At 38.2% G+C, this 17,528-nt stretch carries 16 protein-coding genes and 1 pseudogene; 12 read left to right on the forward strand and 5 right to left on the reverse strand.

What is annotated here, in order from left to right:
* Nucleotides 1–257 precede the first annotated feature (257 nt).
* From RCG17_RS14220 to RCG17_RS14230, 3 genes are all read left to right on the forward strand, one after another.
* Nucleotides 258–1,997 carry a sigma-54 interaction domain-containing protein gene (locus RCG17_RS14220; RefSeq protein ID WP_308175713.1) on the forward strand — a complete coding sequence of 580 codons (1,740 nt, stop codon included), beginning with the start codon at nucleotides 258–260 and terminating at the stop codon, nucleotides 1,995–1,997.
* 451 nt (nucleotides 1,998–2,448) lie between these two features.
* Entirely contained in the window at nucleotides 2,449–3,801 is a 1,353-nt protein-coding gene (locus RCG17_RS14225; protein WP_308175714.1) for an APC family permease, read from the forward strand.
* Between the two features lie 67 nt (nucleotides 3,802–3,868).
* Nucleotides 3,869–4,666 (forward strand): carbon-nitrogen hydrolase family protein, encoded by a 798-nt coding sequence (locus RCG17_RS14230; RefSeq protein ID WP_308175715.1) that lies wholly within the window; start codon nucleotides 3,869–3,871, stop codon nucleotides 4,664–4,666.
* Nucleotides 4,667–4,742: 76 nt separating this feature from the next.
* On the opposite strand, the gene RCG17_RS14235 is transcribed toward RCG17_RS14230, so the two are convergent.
* The gene (locus tag RCG17_RS14235) at nucleotides 4,743–4,898 is read right to left on the reverse strand and encodes a hypothetical protein (protein ID WP_308175716.1); all 156 of its coding nucleotides are present in this window, start codon (nucleotides 4,896–4,898) and stop codon (nucleotides 4,743–4,745) included.
* A 25-nt stretch (nucleotides 4,899–4,923) separates the two neighbouring features.
* Nucleotides 4,924–5,553, reverse strand: a complete 630-nt coding sequence (locus RCG17_RS14240) for a histidine phosphatase family protein (protein WP_308175717.1) — start codon at nucleotides 5,551–5,553, stop codon at nucleotides 4,924–4,926.
* A gap of 134 nt (nucleotides 5,554–5,687) precedes the next feature.
* Here RCG17_RS14240 and RCG17_RS14245 point away from each other — a divergent pair, with 134 nt between their 5' ends.
* Both RCG17_RS14245 and RCG17_RS14250 read left to right on the forward strand, forming a co-directional pair.
* Nucleotides 5,688–6,377, forward strand: a complete 690-nt coding sequence (locus tag RCG17_RS14245) for a YjjG family noncanonical pyrimidine nucleotidase (RefSeq protein WP_308175718.1) — start codon at nucleotides 5,688–5,690, stop codon at nucleotides 6,375–6,377.
* Nucleotides 6,378–6,424: 47 nt separating this feature from the next.
* Complete coding sequence (locus RCG17_RS14250; protein ID WP_308175719.1) at nucleotides 6,425–6,913, forward strand: GNAT family N-acetyltransferase; 489 nt, start codon at nucleotides 6,425–6,427, stop codon at nucleotides 6,911–6,913.
* 89 nt (nucleotides 6,914–7,002) lie between these two features.
* Here RCG17_RS14250 and RCG17_RS14255 read toward each other — a convergent pair whose 3' ends face one another.
* Entirely contained in the window at nucleotides 7,003–8,055 is a 1,053-nt protein-coding gene (locus tag RCG17_RS14255; RefSeq protein ID WP_308175720.1) for a pyruvate kinase, read from the reverse strand.
* Nucleotides 8,056–8,245: 190 nt separating this feature from the next.
* On the opposite strand from RCG17_RS14255, the pseudogene RCG17_RS28350 reads away from it, so the two are divergent.
* From RCG17_RS28350 to RCG17_RS14275, 3 genes and pseudogenes are all read left to right on the forward strand, one after another.
* Nucleotides 8,246–8,787: pseudogene (locus RCG17_RS28350) on the forward strand (NADPH-dependent FMN reductase).
* A gap of 158 nt (nucleotides 8,788–8,945) precedes the next feature.
* Entirely contained in the window at nucleotides 8,946–9,497 is a 552-nt protein-coding gene (locus RCG17_RS14270; RefSeq protein WP_308175847.1) for a TetR/AcrR family transcriptional regulator, read from the forward strand.
* Nucleotides 9,498–9,583: 86 nt separating this feature from the next.
* Nucleotides 9,584–11,749 carry a YhgE/Pip domain-containing protein gene (locus RCG17_RS14275; protein WP_308175723.1) on the forward strand — a complete coding sequence of 722 codons (2,166 nt, stop codon included), beginning with the start codon at nucleotides 9,584–9,586 and terminating at the stop codon, nucleotides 11,747–11,749.
* 42 nt (nucleotides 11,750–11,791) lie between these two features.
* Here RCG17_RS14275 and RCG17_RS14280 read toward each other — a convergent pair whose 3' ends face one another.
* The gene (locus tag RCG17_RS14280) at nucleotides 11,792–12,085 is read right to left on the reverse strand and encodes a hypothetical protein (protein WP_308175724.1); all 294 of its coding nucleotides are present in this window, start codon (nucleotides 12,083–12,085) and stop codon (nucleotides 11,792–11,794) included.
* 328 nt (nucleotides 12,086–12,413) lie between these two features.
* Nucleotides 12,414–12,677 (reverse strand): alpha/beta-type small acid-soluble spore protein, encoded by a 264-nt coding sequence (locus RCG17_RS14285; protein ID WP_308175725.1) that lies wholly within the window; start codon nucleotides 12,675–12,677, stop codon nucleotides 12,414–12,416.
* 131 nt (nucleotides 12,678–12,808) lie between these two features.
* Here RCG17_RS14285 and RCG17_RS14290 point away from each other — a divergent pair, with 131 nt between their 5' ends.
* The 4 genes from RCG17_RS14290 (at nucleotide 12,809) to celB (ending at nucleotide 17,488) form a co-directional block, all read left to right on the forward strand.
* Nucleotides 12,809–13,264: a DinB family protein gene (locus tag RCG17_RS14290; protein ID WP_308175726.1), complete on the forward strand. Its 456-nt coding sequence runs from the start codon at nucleotides 12,809–12,811 to the stop codon at nucleotides 13,262–13,264.
* Nucleotides 13,265–13,637: 373 nt separating this feature from the next.
* Nucleotides 13,638–15,560, forward strand: coding sequence for a BglG family transcription antiterminator (locus tag RCG17_RS14295; RefSeq protein ID WP_308175727.1), 1,923 nt, complete (start codon nucleotides 13,638–13,640; stop codon nucleotides 15,558–15,560).
* Nucleotides 15,561–15,820: 260 nt separating this feature from the next.
* A complete protein-coding gene (locus tag RCG17_RS14300; protein ID WP_308170883.1) occupies nucleotides 15,821–16,129 on the forward strand; it encodes a PTS sugar transporter subunit IIB in 309 nt (102 codons plus the stop codon).
* Between the two features lie 18 nt (nucleotides 16,130–16,147).
* Nucleotides 16,148–17,488: a PTS cellobiose transporter subunit IIC gene (gene celB / locus RCG17_RS14305; protein WP_308170884.1), complete on the forward strand. Its 1,341-nt coding sequence runs from the start codon at nucleotides 16,148–16,150 to the stop codon at nucleotides 17,486–17,488.
* Nucleotides 17,489–17,528 lie beyond the last annotated feature (40 nt).

Genomic DNA, 17,528 nt, shown 5'->3' on the forward strand with positions numbered 1-17,528 from the left:
ACAATCGCTCAATTGAATTTTCTAATTCACGTACATTACCAGGCCGAAAATATTAAAATAATACTTTCGCAACGCAACTGAGAAGCATTTCTTTACAATGGTATATACGGAATAAAGGGAAAATAAACGATATTGTAAAAATTCAAACTTTAAATCGCTTATATATCGTTATATGATAATTAAAAGATATTAATATTTTTCTATAATAAAAATAAATGAGAGAAAAAGTCGACTTTTTAAATATGGGAGTGGGAGAAATGCCTTTAAACCTTCATAAAACCTTCGTCGTCATTGATGAAATCACGGTTGTAAAGGATGCAATCGAGCGTGTGATTCAAGTGCAAGGGCAAATCCTAATTGTAAAGGCAGGAGATAGGATTGTCGGTATTTGTGACAGCCAATCACTTCTGATGCAGGCTGGGAAACTAAACCAAGCAGTAGACTATAGGACTGATTTTATTCTTTTACAAGAAAAGGAGATTCCTGATTCGCTATCCACGGACTACGCTTATTTGATTGTGGTCGATGCAAAAGGCATGATTGCAGGATGGCTTGATCGGAAGTCTGTAGAAATCAATTTCCTCAAACAAGCCTATTCTGAAGATGTAAGGGCCATAACGACAGATTTGGAAGCCATTGTTGATTCGATTTATGATGAAGTCCTTGTTGTCGATGCGAATGGAACGATCCTCAGGGTTTCCAACCGAAGCATCCACAATCTCTGGGGGGTCGAACCTTCATCAGTGATTGGTGAAAATATTCTGGAACTTGAGAAAAAGGGCTGGTTTAAACCATCTGTGTCTAGAAAAGTGATCGAGGAAAAAAAGAAAACTTCGATTGTCCAGTATAACCGTTTTGGGCGGAGGATATTGGCTGTCGGCAATCCTATTTTTAACAAAAAGCAAGAGCTGGAGCGAATTGTGATTGCCTCCCGGGATATTACCGAAGTGACCAAATTGGAAGAACAGCTTGAGGAAGCGCAAAACCTGAAAGAGCAATATCGGAAAGAAGTTGATATCTTAAAAAAGGTACACCAGGGGAAAGACAAAACGATCATTTATCAGTCAGAGCGGATGAAGGAATTAATGTTTTCCGTTGAACAGGTGGCAAAGGTTGATTCAACTGTGACGATTTACGGGGATTCCGGCGTCGGAAAGGAATTAATTTCCTTTGCGATTCACCAGCTGAGTGCTCGGGCTGAGAAGCCATTTATCAAAATAAATTGCGGTTCCATTCCAGAAAGTTTATTGGAAAGCGAGTTGTTTGGCTATGAGAATGGTGCCTTTACCGGAGCACTCAGCCAGGGGAAAAAAGGGTTATTTGAATTAGCCAATGAGGGGACATTATTTCTTGATGAAATTGGCGAGATGCCGCTGAATTTGCAAGTAAAGCTGCTGAGGGCACTCCAGGAACGGGAAATTTTGAAAGTTGGCGGTTCAAGAGCAATTCCGATTAATATCCGAGTGATCACCGCAACAAATAAAAACCTGGAGGAAATGGTCGCTGATGGATCATTTCGTGAAGATTTATTTTACCGGATTCATGTCATTCCGTTATTTGTACCGTCGCTCAGTGAGCGGACGGAGGATATTGAACCACTTGTGTATCATTTTCTTGAGTATTATAACAAACAGTTTTCCACGAAAAAGCACTTTTCCGAGGATGCCTTGGAAATACTCCGCTCCTATCCATGGCCGGGTAATATAAGGCAATTGCAAAATATTATTGAACGAGCGATGGTGGTTTCAAGAAATCAGGTGATAACCGCTAATGACCTTGCATCCATTTTAGAAACACGGAAAGTGCAGCAAAGGCCGGTTGAGGTCCATTCAATTGTTCCGCTAAATCAGGCCATTCAATATACGGAACAGCAGTTAATTCGGATGGCGTTAAAAAAATACAAGACACTGACAAAAGTGGCTGAAGTCCTGGAGGTAAGCCAGCCGACGATCAGCAGGCACTACAACAACCTCCGCCAGATTATTGGGATGGACTAGAAAAGGGAAAAGCGCCCTAAGTAAGGGATGTCGGCTAAAATCTGCCGTCGTCCCGTTCATTGAAGCTGGGTAATTCTTAAAGGTACATTACCGTTCATTCATAATTGAATAATCGTTATTCAATTATGAATGAACTTGTCTTGATGAACTTTAGAAAACCTGCATTTCCTCTCATAATAACAAGTTGGCACGAAACTTGCATTAAAATATTTTACTAGATTAAATGCTTTATTCTTTTATGTAAAAAGTAAGTATTTCCGAGGGAGGAATGAACTGAACAAGGGGGAAAAGGGCACAGATTGGGAAATTACGAGCTAAAAATTCGGACTATTTGAATTTAAAAGACATATTGAACAAACTGTGAAAGATTCATGTAATAGCTTCACGACTTACACAGATATGTAAGCGGTATCATTATGGTTATTTTTTTTATTCACAAGGGGGATCTATTATGAACAATCGGGAAGTTAAGTTAGAACGTTCACTTACATTGCCACACCTGGTTTTATTTGGACTGGCCTATTTGGCGCCAATGATCGTATTTGGAATTTATGGCACAATTTCTACAGAAACACATGCAACTGAGGCGAGTGCCTATCTTGTCGCATTAGTTGCCATGTTTTTTACCGCTTTGAGCTATACACAGATGGTAAGAGCATTTCCAGTTGCAGGTTCAGCATATACCTATACACGGAAATCACTGAATCCCCATTTGGGATTTATGGTCGGCTGGGCAACCCTATTGGATTATGTATTTATTCCAATGGCCATTTGGCTGATTGGGGCCGCCTATTTTAATGCTGCATTTCCGCAAGTGCCGCAATGGCTTTGGGTGTTATTATTTATAGTAATCACAACAGGAATTAATATATTAGGGATTAAATTAGGAACAAAAGTAAACTTTCTCATGATGGTCTTCCAATTCCTCGTCATTGCACTGTTTATCATTTTAGATGTTAAGACTGTGTTAACGGGACATGGAAGTGGTAGTCTGCTTTCTGTCAACCCGTTTGTACACAACGGTACTTCCTTTTCATTTGTACTTGCTGGTGCTTCTATTGCCTGTTATTCATTCTTGGGATTTGATGCAATTACAACGTTTACGGAAGAGGCATTCAAGCCGGAAAAAAATATTCCAAGAGCTATTATTTTAACAACTGTAATTGGCGGGGTTATCTTTATTGCTTCCTCCTATTTTACCCATTTGGTCCATCCAGGCTTTCAATATAAAAGTGTCGATTCTGCTGGTTTTGAAATTGCCAAGCAGATTGGCGGCAATTTGTTTAGTGCAATTTTCCTTGCTGGTATTATTATTGCCCAGTTTGCATCGGGAATTTCAGCCCAGGCAAGTGCATCAAGGCTTCTGTATGCAATGGGCCGCGATTCAGTACTTCCAAAGAAGTTCTTTGGTTATCTTCATCCAAAATTTAAAACGCCTGTTCTCAATATTCTGCTCGTCGCGGTTATTGGGATGCTTGCCTTAAGGCTGAGCGTATCGACCTCTACTTCTTTTATTAACTTTGGTGCCTTTATTGCGTTTACGTTAGTGAACGTTTCGGTTATTTCTCACTTCTATGTAAAAGGCAAGCATCGAGGCTCCAAAGCCAATGTTTTCTACTTAGTCTTCCCGCTGATTGGGACTCTGTTTGACTTATGGCTATTAGTCAATCTCGACCGCAATGCGTTAATTTTAGGGGGAAGCTGGGCTGTGGCCGGTTTTGTTTATTTACTTGTTTTGACTAGAATGTTTAAACGCCAACCGCCAGAAATGAAATTTGACGGTTTGGAAGAAGAATCAGCATAATTTCTTTATAAAGGCAGAGGCTCCATTTGGTTTGGGGTCTCTTCTTAAGTGGGAGGACGATACAATCATGAGGGACACTAAAATTGCCATTGCCCAGCTGGCCATTGTTGATGGTGATAAAAATGCAAATCTGAAAAAAATGAAAGACGCCATAAAGGAAGCCTGTGAAAAGAGTGTGAAAATAATTGTATTTCCCGAATTAATGCTTACGGGCCTTGTGGAAAAAGACGAAATAAAGGCATTGGCCGAGATTCGTGACGGCCAATCTTTTAAACAGATTCAAACGATGATAAAAGAGCATCCCATTTCAGTTGTCTATTCTTTTTTGGAACTAGGCGCTGGAGGGGAAATCTATATTACGACCTGTTTGATTGATCACAACGGCGAGGCTCTGGGGTATTACCGTAAAACGCACTTGTTTGGTGATGAAAAACAGCTCTTTAATCGTGGTGATGATTGGACGGTTGTGGAGCAGGAAGATTTCAGGATTGGGCTGCTTACTTGTTACGATATTGAACTTCCGGAACCTGCCAGAGCGTTGGCATTACAGGGAGTAAATCTATTGATCGTTAATTCTGCTAATATGGCTCCATACGAATATATCCACCGATTGTCGATTCAAATGAGGGCGTTGGAAAATCAGATTTTTGTCGTGTATTGTAATCGACTTGGGGCAAATAAATGGTTTGAGTATCGTGGACAAAGTGCTGCTATTGGACCGGATGGTTTAATCATTGCAGATGCGGGTTTAGAAAATGAAGTGGTACAAGTAATTGATTTGCCAATCGAAAAGTTCCATGGTTCTCCGGCTGAATTTAACTATCTAGCCGACCGCAGACCTGAGCTTTATCAAAAACTTTGTTAAGTTAAGGGATATCCCTTAGCCAAAAATACAATCTCAATCACTTGTAGATGTGTTCAAGCTAGGCGGCATTATTCGGTTACAGTGAGTCAGCATACGAAACTTTCTTCACGTTCGTTGTTCGGTTATTATTCGTATTGATATTAGGCGGTGCAGCAATCGGAATGATCGTATCATCTAAGGAAGCTGAATAAGGATTATTAGAAACAGAGGGTGTGCAGTATGAAAACTGCACCCCTCTTTTTTAATCAAACGTTTGATTAAACCGATGTTGTCTTTTTTATATGGAGAGTGTCACCAATCATCTTTACTTGAAAGGTACCTTCGTCATATTGAGCCAATGTAAGACTAGTACCTTCGATAAAAGGGCCCTCCCACCATTTTTCGGTAGGAATATTCATTAAATAAGACAAAATTGCTCTAATAGTAACACCGTGAGTAACGATCAATATATTCCCTTCCTTGTTGTCAGCAATAATTCTGTTTATTACATTTTCTACACGACTTTTTAAAGCTGCGAAGCTTTCGCCATTATGCATCTCATGGTTATACAGGTGCGGAGCATTCCAAAAGTTAAAGAACTCCTGCTTGGAGGTCTGTTCGATTTCTTCTTTCACTTTGCCTTCCCAATCGCCTAAATTAATTTCCTTTAGACCGTCCTCAAATAGAATAGGTATATTTCTATCCGAACAAACGAGACTGGCGGTTTTTACTGCTCTATCAATCGGGCTGGTGTAGATGGTATTAAAATTGATTTGATACAATCTTTCCCCCAACGCCACAGCATTTCTTTTTCCGTTATCCGTTAGTTCTGAATCCTTCCAGCCTTGTAATCGGTTCTCACTATTCCATTGGGTTTCCCCGTGCCGGGTAATATAAATATTTAACACAATCATTCCTCCATGTATTTCAATTAACTTTTTGGAAGTTAGTGGATGTAATCAGTTTAACACCAAAAATATCGTATCTTCATCTATAATTTAGTTATAAAACTTTAATACTCGTAAGAAAGTGAAGGATTACATTGAAAAAGTACAAGACTTTATTTTTTGATGCAGATGATACACTGTTGGATTTTGGCGCAGCGGAAAGCCTTGCGTTAAGATTATTATTTAGGGAACAAAAGATTAATTTAACGGCTGAACTCGAAGCCCATTATAAAGAAATCAATCAAGGACTTTGGCGAGCTCACGAAGAGGGAAAAATCGAACGTGATGAATTACTTAATACCAGATTTTCGCTCCTTTTTAAGGAGTACGACAAAGAGGTTGATGGAGTTTTATTGGAAGAGAACTATCGTATGTATTTAGAAGAGGGTCACCAGCTTGTTAATGGTGCTTTGGAGTTAATGAACGAACTGCAAAAAAAGTATGACCTATACATTGTTACGAATGGTGTTTCAAAAACGCAGGACAGACGTTTACGTGATTCAGGTTTACATCCATTCTTTAAAGATGTTTTTGTTTCGGAGGACACAGGTTACCAGAAACCAATGAAGGAATATTTTGATTATGTCTTCGCACGAATTCCTAATTTTTCTTTGGAACATGGATTAATTATTGGTGATTCCTTAAGTTCTGATATCAAAGGTGGCATGTTAGCAGGACTTGATACTTGCTGGTTCAATCCAAAAGTGAAGCCAAACAACACGGAAATCCAGCCAACCTATCAAATCCAAACACTTGAAGAGTTGTTTCAGATATTAAACGATTAAAATGAATATTTTGCGCTGTTCTTTATTAGAATTTGGGGGAGTTATGCGTGTTGAAAATAAGAAATGTTCAATTGGCCGATTTGCCTGAACTCGCATCTATAGAAAATTCTTGCTTTACAAAAGAAGAGGCTGCGACAGAAGAAGCGTTTAAAAAGCGGATCCAATTTATTTCGGATAGTTTTTTTGTAGCTGAAGAAGAAGGCGTGATTAAAGGTTTAGTCAATGGACCTGTTATTGAAAATGAATTTATAACCGATGATTTATTTGATGAAATAAAAGAGAATCCAGCTTCTGGCGGTCATCAAAGTATATTAGGATTAGCGGTGAAGCCTGGTTATCAAGGGGAAGGTATAGCGTCCATGCTGCTTGCTCATTTAAAAAACGAGGCAAGATTAAAAGAACGTATGTCCATTACACTTACTTGCAAAGAGGAATTAATTTCCTTTTATGAAAGAGCTGGTTACTTGAATGCTGGTATGTCAGATTCCCAGCATGGCGGGGTAGTTTGGTACAACATGATCAAAAAATTGCAATGACTGTTTGAACCGAGGATTCGTACCAATGGTATGATCCTCGGTTTTTTATTAATCAAACGTTTGATTAATAAAATTTTTGAATATAGAGACTAATGGTGGCCGCTAATTAAATGCAAAATATCCGCAAAATCAAATGGCTCTTCCTGTTTCATTTTTTCAGCAAAATCGGAAACACGTGTAAGGGTTTCAACACTTTCTATCGGATGCTGACCAGCTGCACTTTCTGCAGAGAGCATAACTGCATTTGCCCCATCAAGTACAGCTTGAAAAACATCGGTTACCTCCGCACGAGTTGGAATCGCACTTTCAACCATGGATTGCAACATCTGTGTTGCGACGATTACATATGTATTTGTTCGCCTGCACTCATGAATCATCGCTTTTTGTAATAATGGAATCCAATGGTAGGGCACTTCAACACCAAGGTCTCCTCTGGCAATCATAATTCCATTTGCCTCCTGACAAATGGCTGGGAAGTTTGTAATTGCTTCAACTGTTTCAACCTTGGCAATAATGCTAGGAGAATGAGAAGACCGCTCCTTAATATAGGCATGAATTTCTTTTAAATGGTTAGGTTTTCGGATGAATGAACAAGCCATATAATCTACTTTTTCTTCTAATAGAAATTCAATATCCTTTTTATCTTTTTCTGTTATTGCAGGCAAGTGAACCTCAGTGCCTGGAACATTTACTCCTTTATGAGAGGAAATCGGCCCTTCGGTTTTCACGGTCGTTTGTATTTTATCAGAATCAACATTTTCAACAGTCAACACTACTTGACCGTCATTTATTAGAATTTGGCTTCCTGCTTTTACATCCCGACTCAGCCCTGAATAATCAACAGATGCTTCATTTTGATTTCCTTTCATGGGTTTTACGGAAAGTGTAAATGCAGCTCCTTTTTGGAGATTGATTTCTTTCTCCTCTATTTCGCCCAGTCTGATTTTAGGACCTTGAAGGTCTCCTAAGATTTTAACAGAGCGGTCAATGGAACGGACTAATTCTATAATTTCCTTATGACTTTCATGTGTCCCATGGGACATATTTAGGCGAATGATATTCATGCCATTTGAGATTAATTTTGGCAGAATATCCTTGCTGCTGCTAGCTGGCCCAATTGTACAAACACGGTCGATTTTCAACAGTACTCATCCTTTCTGAACAATCTGGCAGAAAAATAATTATAGTTATATTGTCTCTATTCAAATAAGGAACCATCCTGCTTATTATCTAAAAATAAATTTAGTAAGTCGAAATAATTGCAATCATGAATGAAATTCCCCTAAACTTTAAAAAGTAAATATAAAAGTAAATGATGAAGGGGATTTTCTAATGAAAATAGTAGCGATTGTCGGTAGTAACCGCAAAGAATCTTTTAATAAAAAACTAACCTTATTTATTCAAAAAAGGTACAAGGATCAGGCAGAAATTGAACTTTTGCCAATTGAAAAGCTGCCTATGTATAACCAGAACGATGAGTTAACACCTCCGTCCATCGTAACCGAAATCAAAACTAAGGTTCTCCAAAGTGATGCCATTTTGATTGCTACACCAGAATACAATCATTCCATTCCTGGTTTTTTAAAAAATGCGCTTGATTGGTTTTCACGTGTGGATAAAGTAATGGTGGAAAAACCTGTTATGATTGTGGGAGCAACACCGGGGTACTAGGAACTGTCCGTGCACAGGTCCATCTTCGTCAAATATTAAATTCTCCAGGAATAGGGGCCTTGACCTTACCTGGAAATGAAGTATTTATCGGAAATATTAATGAAAAATTAGATGCATCAGGGGAATTAACACACGAACCAACGATTCAATTTTTAGACTCGGTGATGAATAATTTTATTGGCTGGGCAGAGAAAGTAAAATAAAATACCATGAAAATGCGATTCCTATTTTTGAGAATCGCATTTTTCAATGGAATAAAGCTGTTGAACAGGAAAAACAATTATGATATATTAATTTATGTTTCAAGTGACCAAAAAACTAAATTGGTCAATTAGGAGGAGTTTTTGTGGATCGACGGGGGATGATCATCGAGGCAGCGGCAAAATCCTTTTCGTTATTTGGTTATAAGGCAACCACTATGGACCAAGTTGCGCGGCTCGCTAATGTTGGCAAAGGAACCATCTATACATTCTTTAAAAATAAAGAAGAATTATTTAACGAAATTGTATCTTCCTTAGTGAAGGAAATGATTGCTGAAGCGGAAGCAGTCATTGTGCCGGGGTTACCGTTTGCTGAGAATGTACACCATGCCCTGTATCGATTGTTGGAATTCCGTTCTAAGCACCAATTAATGATTAAACTGGTCCAAGAAGAAAAGGAAATGGGGACACTTGCTGTTTCAGAAATGTTAGTACATGTGGAAGAGGAGATTATTGGCTACCTTAAGAAAAAAATGGATATTGCTGTTGCAAAGGGAGCGATTCCTCCCACTAATACAGAGCTTACCAGTTTCCTACTGTTGAAATTATATATTTCACTTGTTTCAGATTGGGAACGAAAGCACGAGCCTTTAAATTCAGAGCAGATCGCCGATGTCATGAAGATTTTTTTATTAAAAGGATTATCGGAATGATGATTCTTTTTTGATTAAAAATGACCAAATGAGGAAAGCGGTCAGGTTGGTTTTCGTCTAAAGTTAAACATGAGAGGGGAATAAAAATGGGGATTTTTACATCACTTAAAAATGAACTATTAGGAATTCTCCATAATCGTAAACTTCTCATTGCGGTTATTGGGGTAATGACAGTTCCGTTATTATACAGCGGCACATACCTTTGGGCTTTTTGGGATCCTTACGGTCATCTCGACCGATTGCCGGTTGCAGTAGTAAATAATGACCAAGGAGCCGTCTATGATGGCTCAAAACTGGAAATTGGCAAGGACTTAGTAAAAGAGCTGAAGAAAAAGGAAAGCTTTCAATGGAAATTTGTAAGTGAAAAAGAAGCGGATAAGGGTCTCAAAAATCAAAACTACTATATAAAGATAGAAATTCCAAAGGATTTTTCCGAAGATGCTACAACATTGCAAAGTGAAAACCCTAAGAAATTAACGCTTATCTACACACCAAATGAAGGATATAATTACCTATCCTCCAAAATTGGGGATTCCGCAATTGAAAAGATAAAAGAAGAGGTCTCGAGTTCGGTGACCAAAACCTATGCTAAGTCTATGTTACAAAACATAAAGGATGTTGCGAATGGCTTGGCAAAAGCCGGTGACGGTGCAGCAAGTTTGAACGATGGAACAGTTCAAGTTGATTCAGGTGCAAAAAAACTGGAGGAAAACTTAAAAACACTCGCAACGAAATCAGTTGCCTTTTCAGAAGGTACGGTGTCAGCACAAACAGGGTCAAAACAGCTTCAAGATGGACTCAATCAATTTGGGACTGGCCTAGGACAAATGAAAGATGGCACTTCCGAGTTGCTAACAGGGGCACAGAAGTCAAAAGAAGGTGCAACGCAGCTATCCAATGGACTTGCCGATGCAGAAGCCAAAATGCCTGACCTACAAAACGGGTCAAAACAGCTGACAGATGGTACAGCTCAGCTCACTTCGGGAATGGAGCAATGGAAGCAAGGTGCTGCTGTGACGAAGAGCGGGGCAGAAAGCTTAAACCAAGGTTTACAGCAAACGGCTGATCAAGTAAGCCAAATGGCTGCAGCTACAACAGATGAAACTCAAAAGGCACAACTTGAAGCTTTACAAAAAACATTAGACAGGCTTACTACAGGAAGTAAAGCTGTAGCAGATGGCGTAGGGAAATTATCAGGAACTGCAGATGTATTAGAGCAGTCCTCTGAAAAACTTTCCGCAGGTGCTAGCCAATTGAATGCAGGTCAGGACCAGTTAGCTGGTGGCATTAATCAACTAGCTAGTGGTGCAAAAGATCTTGCAGTGGGACAGACTAAGCTTACAACAGGCCTATCAACGTTAAATGACAAGATTGGTTTAGCGATGAATGGCTTTAGCGGGATCACAAGTGGAAGCAGCAGCTTAACTTCTGGATTAAATCAATTGGCAGCAGGTTCTGCACAATTTCAAAGTGGAACGAGTCAGCTTGCTAATGGGTCAAGCGATTTAGAGAGTGGAGTCAATAAGTTGTCAGCAGGTTCAATGGAATTAAAGGATCAGCTGCAAAGCGGGGCTAAGGATGCAAGTGGTGTTAAAGCCAACAATAGCGTTTATGATATGTTCTCAAAACCAGTCAGCCTAAAAACATCACGTCTTAACCAGGTCCCTGATTATGGAACAGGATTTGCTCCATACTTCTTATCATTGAGCTTATTTGTCGGTGCTCTGGTTCTTTCCGTTATTTTTCCAATGTTTGTACCTGCTGGGGAACCAAAAAGCAGCTTTGGCTGGTTTGCAGGAAAATTGGGGGTTATTCTGATAGTTGGATTGGCTCAAGCACTTCTGGCCGATGTTATTCTGTTAAAAGTATTAGGATTAGAAGTAAAAAGTGTTCCGTTTTTTATTATGTTGAGCATTTTTACAAGCTGGACATTTTTCGCAATCATTCAGTTCCTGGTGACTGTCTTGGAGAATCCCGGCCGCTTCTTAGCCATCATTATTTTAGTGTTGCAGCTAACAAGTAGTGCAGGCACATATCCAATTGAATTGTCACCAAGCCTTTTACAGACGATAAATCATTTCATGCCTATGACTTACGCTGTTGCAGGCTTCCGTGCAATTATTTCAACAGGTGACTTTAACTTTATGTGGAGAAACATCGGCTTTGAATCAATTTTCTTTATTGGTTTCTTAGTTTTAACGCTAACATTCTTCCTGACAAGGTTTAAAAAGAAAGTTCAGCCACAGTTTTAACAAAAGAGGATAACCTTCGCTGGTTATCCTCTTTTTATGAGTTTAATAAAAATAACTCCGCTTTTCTAAAAAGTAATATAGGTTTTCACTGGAGGGGGATGTATTATTCCCTTTACTTTTATCTGCAGTTTCATCCATAAGATTCATGCACATTCCAAACCCAAAGGTGAACATCGAAGCGACCATAATGCCTAATCCGATAAAGGAAAGAATAAAATTGTTGTTAAAGCCGCTTTCAAAAATACTGAATAAAAAAATTGCTAACCCGATGCACATCCCGAGATAGGTAGTTTTCTTAAAAATGTACAAATCATAAGTATGTTTTTTATGCAACATTATAACCCCTCCTTATACAGAATATTCTAACAATTGCCACAAAATTGTCAAATTTATTTTTGTGATAAATTTCGACTAAAAAGTCAGGGGTCTGTTTATACTGGTCCCTGACTGATTGTAGGAAAAGTATTTAGTTTGTAATCTGATCTTCGGACATAAGAGTGTAAAATTGGCCCGACTCTGTCCGAAGTCAGGGCGTATTCGGACAGAGGAAAGCAAAATTATCAAAGGTCTGTCCGAAGTAAGGTCATCTTCGGACAGAAGTAAACAAAATTACCGCAGTTGTGTCCGAACCTGTAAATCGACTATCTGATGGGGGCCAGAAAATTTACTGGTCCCTGCTGTTGCTTTTTAGATTTTCCTGCGCCATTTTCACCAGTTCGCGTACCATACTTCCACCTAAACGGCCGCCGACTTTTCCTGCTTCATGTGATGTAAGCCGACCGTTATAGCCCTGCTTAAGTGGAACGCCGACCTCTTCTGCTGCTTCAAATTTTGCTTGTTCAGGATTTGGGGAATTCACAACCTTGGCTTTCAACTGATCTAACTGACTTCTTGCCTCCGGTACAAGGATCCTTCTTCTTCGGGCCATACTCAAAACCTCCTTTTAAAAATAGGATTTCCTAAACAAGAAAAGCGAAATCATCGAATTAAAAAGTTGATTTAACCTGGTCGTTAATACTAAAATTAATCTTAACTAAAATATTTTTAGGGGGCCGAAATATGAGTGAAGTATTCTATAAGCAGTTTGATATGGCAAGGAGCAGATTCATTAAAAGGGTCCAAGACCTTAATCCTGAAATCGTAGAAATTCAACCTAAAGGATTTAATAACAATATTCATTGGCAGGTTGGTCACGTCTTAACGGTTGCAGAACAATTCTTCTTTGGCTATCCAACAAAATCAACGAACATTCCCGCAAACTATAAAGAATTCTTTGGCGGTGGCACGAAGCCTCAGGATTGGACCGATGATGTTCCATCCTATTCCGTTTTAGTCAAGCAGTTAGAGGAGCAATTCGAGCGAGTCACCAAAATTCCTCCAAGCCAACTCGCTGAAAAATTAGAAAAACCTTTTTTAGGATGCGATACCTTCGGCGAACTTGCCGCCTTTGGCATTTTTCATGAAGCCATGCATTTAGGACAAATCCAAACACTAGCACGCCTAATCCAAGCCTAAAACCAACAAAACGTTTCTCCACAAGGATAAAGATTTACATTTTCGGGCGCTTTCTTAATTAAAAAACACAAGAATTGACGTATGGAATTGGCATACGTCTTTTTCTTTTTTTATCAAGGTCTCTAAGAAACTTCATTAACTTTAACAAAGCAATTGACATCATTATTATGATGGACAATAAGTATTGTACAATTAAAAAAGAGAGTCAAGATTCTATCATTTGTTTAAGAGTTTTTGGCTTTGTATATTATTTCATTTGTCTGGGGGTAATAACTAAAAAGTCCCCTTGACCTTTACGGAACTTCCCTTGTGAAGAAAAAATAAAGCAGGATAAATCAATTATGAAAAGTGCATAAAAAGGGAGGATAGAAAAGTGGTTTCGAAACGACAAAAAGACATCATCTTGTCCTTAATGAATGCAAAAGAACCTGTTACAGCGGAATGGATGGCAAGAGAACTTGGGGTCAGCGATAGAACCATTCGCAACGAGATTAAAGAGCTTCAATCACAATGCTCTTCTTTAGGAGTCATCATTGAGTCGGTTCGAGGAAAAGGTTATCTATTAGAAATAAAGGATTATGAAGTGTTTGAAAAGGAGTATAGTTCTAATTTGAATGAAGCGATAGATAAAAGTAAATCTGATTTTTCCGAACAGGAAAATCGGGTCTTGTATATATTAAAACGATTTTTATTAGAAAAGGAACCAATCAAAATAGAAAGTCTTGAGGAGGAGCTATTCGTTTCCAAACCCAAGGTTCAAAATGACTTAAAAATTGTCCGTGAAATATTGGAAAGTTATAAATTGAAGTTAGTTACTAGACCCCATTATGGTACGCAAGTTGAAGGCGAAGAATATATGAAACGGCTATGTTTATCAAATTATATTTTAAGTCGTAATAGCAACTTAATTATTGAAAGTAATTCCTTTCAAGTTTTGGATAAAAAACTGTTTGAAAAGATTAAAGAAATCATCATAAAAAAAGTGAACGAATACAAAGTTGAGATATCAGACATTGCACTCGAAAATTTGGCGACGCATATTACAATTGGATGTAAGAGAATCGAGGAAGGCTTTGTCATTGAGAACCTCGAGCATGATTTAACAGGAAAATACCCCTTTGAAAGAATAGTTGCGAATGAAATTGTAAAAAGAGTTGAGGTGCTTATCGGCTTAAAATTCCCCCAATCTGAAACCAATTATATTATTGTCCATTTACTGGGGACAAAATTAATACACAAGAGTACATTGAAAGAATTTAGTGAATTTGATGAAGTAAACAACATCATTCAATGCATGATGGAAAGATTGAAATCCGAATTAAATTGGGATTTTCATGGGGACCAAGAATTCATTCAAGCGATGACTTTGCATATTCGGCCAGCAATGAATCGGTTGCGCTATAACATGAACATTCGCAATCCATTATTAAACGATATTAAAAGGAAATACCCTAGTGCCTTTGAAGGAGCTGCTATTGCGAGCAAGTGCATAGAAGAATATTTGGAGGTTGAAGTAGGAGAACACGAAATTGCTTATATAGCTTTACATATAGGCGTAGCATTAGAAAGAATAAAGACAATAAAGAAAAAGCCAAAACGGGTGATTGTGGTGTGTGCTTCTGGTGTTGGGAGTGCAAGGCTATTGTTTTACCGTCTGAAAAATGTATTTAAAGATGAAATGGAGATCGTGACTTCAACTAATTATTATCAGTTAAAAGAATACGACCTATCTTCTATTGATTTTATTATTAGTACAATTCCAATAAAAGAAGAAATAGGCGTTCCAGTACAAGTGGTCAACACATTTTTAGGAGAAGAAGATATTGAAAATATCAGGGAAGGTTTATCACCTGTAAAAAAGAATGAGGAACATAGCTATTTAGATGAATCAAGAGTTTTTATTCATAAGGACTTTGAGGATAAAGAAAGCGTTATCCGTTTTTTATGTGAAGAATTATTTAAACAAAAGCTTGTTTCAAAGGATTACGTAAATTTAGTGTTGGAAAGGGAGGCGCTCGCTCCAACTAGCTTTGGTAATCTCGTGGCCATCCCCCATCCACTTTCACCGGTAACAGAGGAAACATTTTGGACTATGTGCACGTTAAAGAAGCCCGTTGAATGGACTGATAAACATTTGGTTCAATTTATCTGTTTGTTAAATATAAGAAAAGTACCTGAGGATGATCTGGAAAGAATGTATCAAAGGCTTATTGCTTTAATTGAAAACAGTGCAACGGTCAAAAAACTACTAAAGAGCGAAACAGCTGAAGAAATGATTAAGATTTTAAATGGATGAGGGTATTCCAAAATGGATACCCTCTTTTACGTTCCGGGAATACTATCAGAGAATAATTCATTTACCTAACTATTTGTTCCCAAACTTATTTCCGTTGCGTAACGGAAAAATCCTTTCTCCAAAATGAAGCGTTTTCAATATACGATGTAAATATGAAGTGATGATTACACTTTTAAAAAGGTTGCCAAAATAAATCATTTAGATTATTGGCTAATTATTTTTAAAAAATAACATTTATTGTTAATAGGAGGAATAGATCGATGAATATTTTATTATGTTGTGCAGCAGGGATGAGTACAAGTTTGTTGGTGACAAAAATGGAAAAAGCCGCAAAAGAGCAAGGTGTAGAAGGAAAAATCTGGGCTGTTCCAGCCAATACAGTCAATCAACACATTGACAATGCTGATGTCGTTCTTTTAGGACCGCAGGTAAGATTTCTACTTTCAAATATGAAAAAGTTAGGTGAAGAGAAAGGTATTCCAGTGGAAATGATCAATCCAGTCCACTACGGTATGTGTAATGGTCCAGAAGTTTTAAAATCAGCTATCAATCTAGTAAATAACAAATAAAAAAAGGGGAAAAAGATAATGAGTAAATTCAACGGCTTTCTAGAAGAGAAAGTAATGCCTGTTGCAGCAAAAATTGGTGCTCAAAGACACTTATTGGCTCTTCGTGATGGTATCATAGCGACTATGCCATTCATTGTTATTGGTTCATTTTTCATGATACTAGCAAACTTGCCAATTCCAGGTTACGCAGATTGGATGACGTCTATTTTTGGCCCAAACTGGGCTGCAAAATTAAGCTATCCTGTTGATGCAACTTTCAATATCATGTCACTTATCGCTGCTTTCGCGGTGGCTTATCGATTAGCAGAAACCTATAAGCTTGACGCAATGAGTGCGGGTACTATTTCAGTCGCAGCGTTCATGTTATCAACACCATTTAGTTTTCAATTTATGCCAGTGGGAGCTAAGGCAGGAATTTTGGTAACTGGTGCGATTTCAAAAGCTTTCTTAAGTAGTAAAGGTTTATTCATTGCGTTGCTAATTGGTATATTAGCAACAGAAATATACCGCTGGGTTGTCAAAAAGAATATTGTTATTAAATTACCATCAAGCGTACCGCCAAGTGTTGGTAAATCCTTTGCAGCTTTAATTCCAGGATTTCTTGTTATATTTGTAGTATGGGTAATTCGTCTACTTGTTGAATTAACACCATATGGAAGCATTAACAACATGTTCATGACGATCTTAGGTGAACCGCTAAAATTAGTCGGTCTTACCCTTGGAGGAACGATTGTTGCTGAATTATTTGTAACGGTCCTATGGGCATGCGGGTTACACGGAACAAACATTGTTAAAGGTGTAATGGAACCAATTTGGGTAGGGGCTATGGGTGATAATATGACAGCCTATCAAGCACATCAACCACTACCACACATTGTTACACAACAATTCTTTGATAACTTCATCCACATTGGTGGTACGGGAGTAACATTTGGTTTAGTTCTTGCAATGGTATTATTCGCTAAATCCCAACAAATGAAACAACTTGGTCGATTGGCATTGGCTCCTGGAATCTTTAACATTAATGAGCCAGTCATCTTTGGTTTACCAATCGTGTTAAATCCAATTATGATCATCCCATTCATCCTTACATCAATCGTTACGGTGATTGTAACTTTCCTTGGAATGGATATGGGATTGGTTGCAAAACCTGTAGGTATTGCAGTACCTTGGACAATGCCGCCAATTATCTCAGGATATCTTGCTTCTGGCGGACATATTTCAGGTGCAGTCATGAATATCGTTAACATTGTGATTTCATTCGTCATTTATCTTCCATTCTTCAAAATCTATGATAAAGCGAAGAAGAGAGAAGAAGATGAAATGAATGTTGGTGAAAAAAAAGAATTAATAGTGTAAGAAAATGACCGAGAATTAGTTTGGCTAGTGCCAGTCTCTT

Origin of the sequence: Neobacillus sp. PS3-12 (assembly GCF_030915385.1) — a bacterium.
GTDB lineage: Bacteria > Bacillota > Bacilli > Bacillales > Cytobacillaceae > JAEVLT01.

Excerpts from the sequence above, each read along its gene's own strand:
- RCG17_RS14290 (WP_308175726.1), top strand. The coding sequence starts at position 12,809 with ATGAGTGAAGTATTCTATAAGCAGTTTGATATGGCAAGGAGCAGATTC.
- RCG17_RS14280 (WP_308175724.1), bottom strand. The coding sequence starts at position 12,085 with ATGTTGCATAAAAAACATACTTATGATTTGTACATTTTTAAGAAAACT.
- RCG17_RS14275 (WP_308175723.1), top strand. The coding sequence starts at position 9,584 with ATGGGGATTTTTACATCACTTAAAAATGAACTATTAGGAATTCTCCAT.
- RCG17_RS14270 (WP_308175847.1), top strand. The coding sequence starts at position 8,946 with ATGATCATCGAGGCAGCGGCAAAATCCTTTTCGTTATTTGGTTATAAG.
- celB (WP_308170884.1), top strand. The coding sequence starts at position 16,148 with ATGAGTAAATTCAACGGCTTTCTAGAAGAGAAAGTAATGCCTGTTGCA.
- RCG17_RS14300 (WP_308170883.1), top strand. The coding sequence starts at position 15,821 with ATGAATATTTTATTATGTTGTGCAGCAGGGATGAGTACAAGTTTGTTG.
- RCG17_RS14230 (WP_308175715.1), top strand. The coding sequence starts at position 3,869 with ATGAGGGACACTAAAATTGCCATTGCCCAGCTGGCCATTGTTGATGGT.
- RCG17_RS14220 (WP_308175713.1), top strand. The coding sequence starts at position 258 with ATGCCTTTAAACCTTCATAAAACCTTCGTCGTCATTGATGAAATCACG.
- RCG17_RS14225 (WP_308175714.1), top strand. The coding sequence starts at position 2,449 with ATGAACAATCGGGAAGTTAAGTTAGAACGTTCACTTACATTGCCACAC.
- RCG17_RS14285 (WP_308175725.1), bottom strand. The coding sequence starts at position 12,677 with ATGGCCCGAAGAAGAAGGATCCTTGTACCGGAGGCAAGAAGTCAGTTA.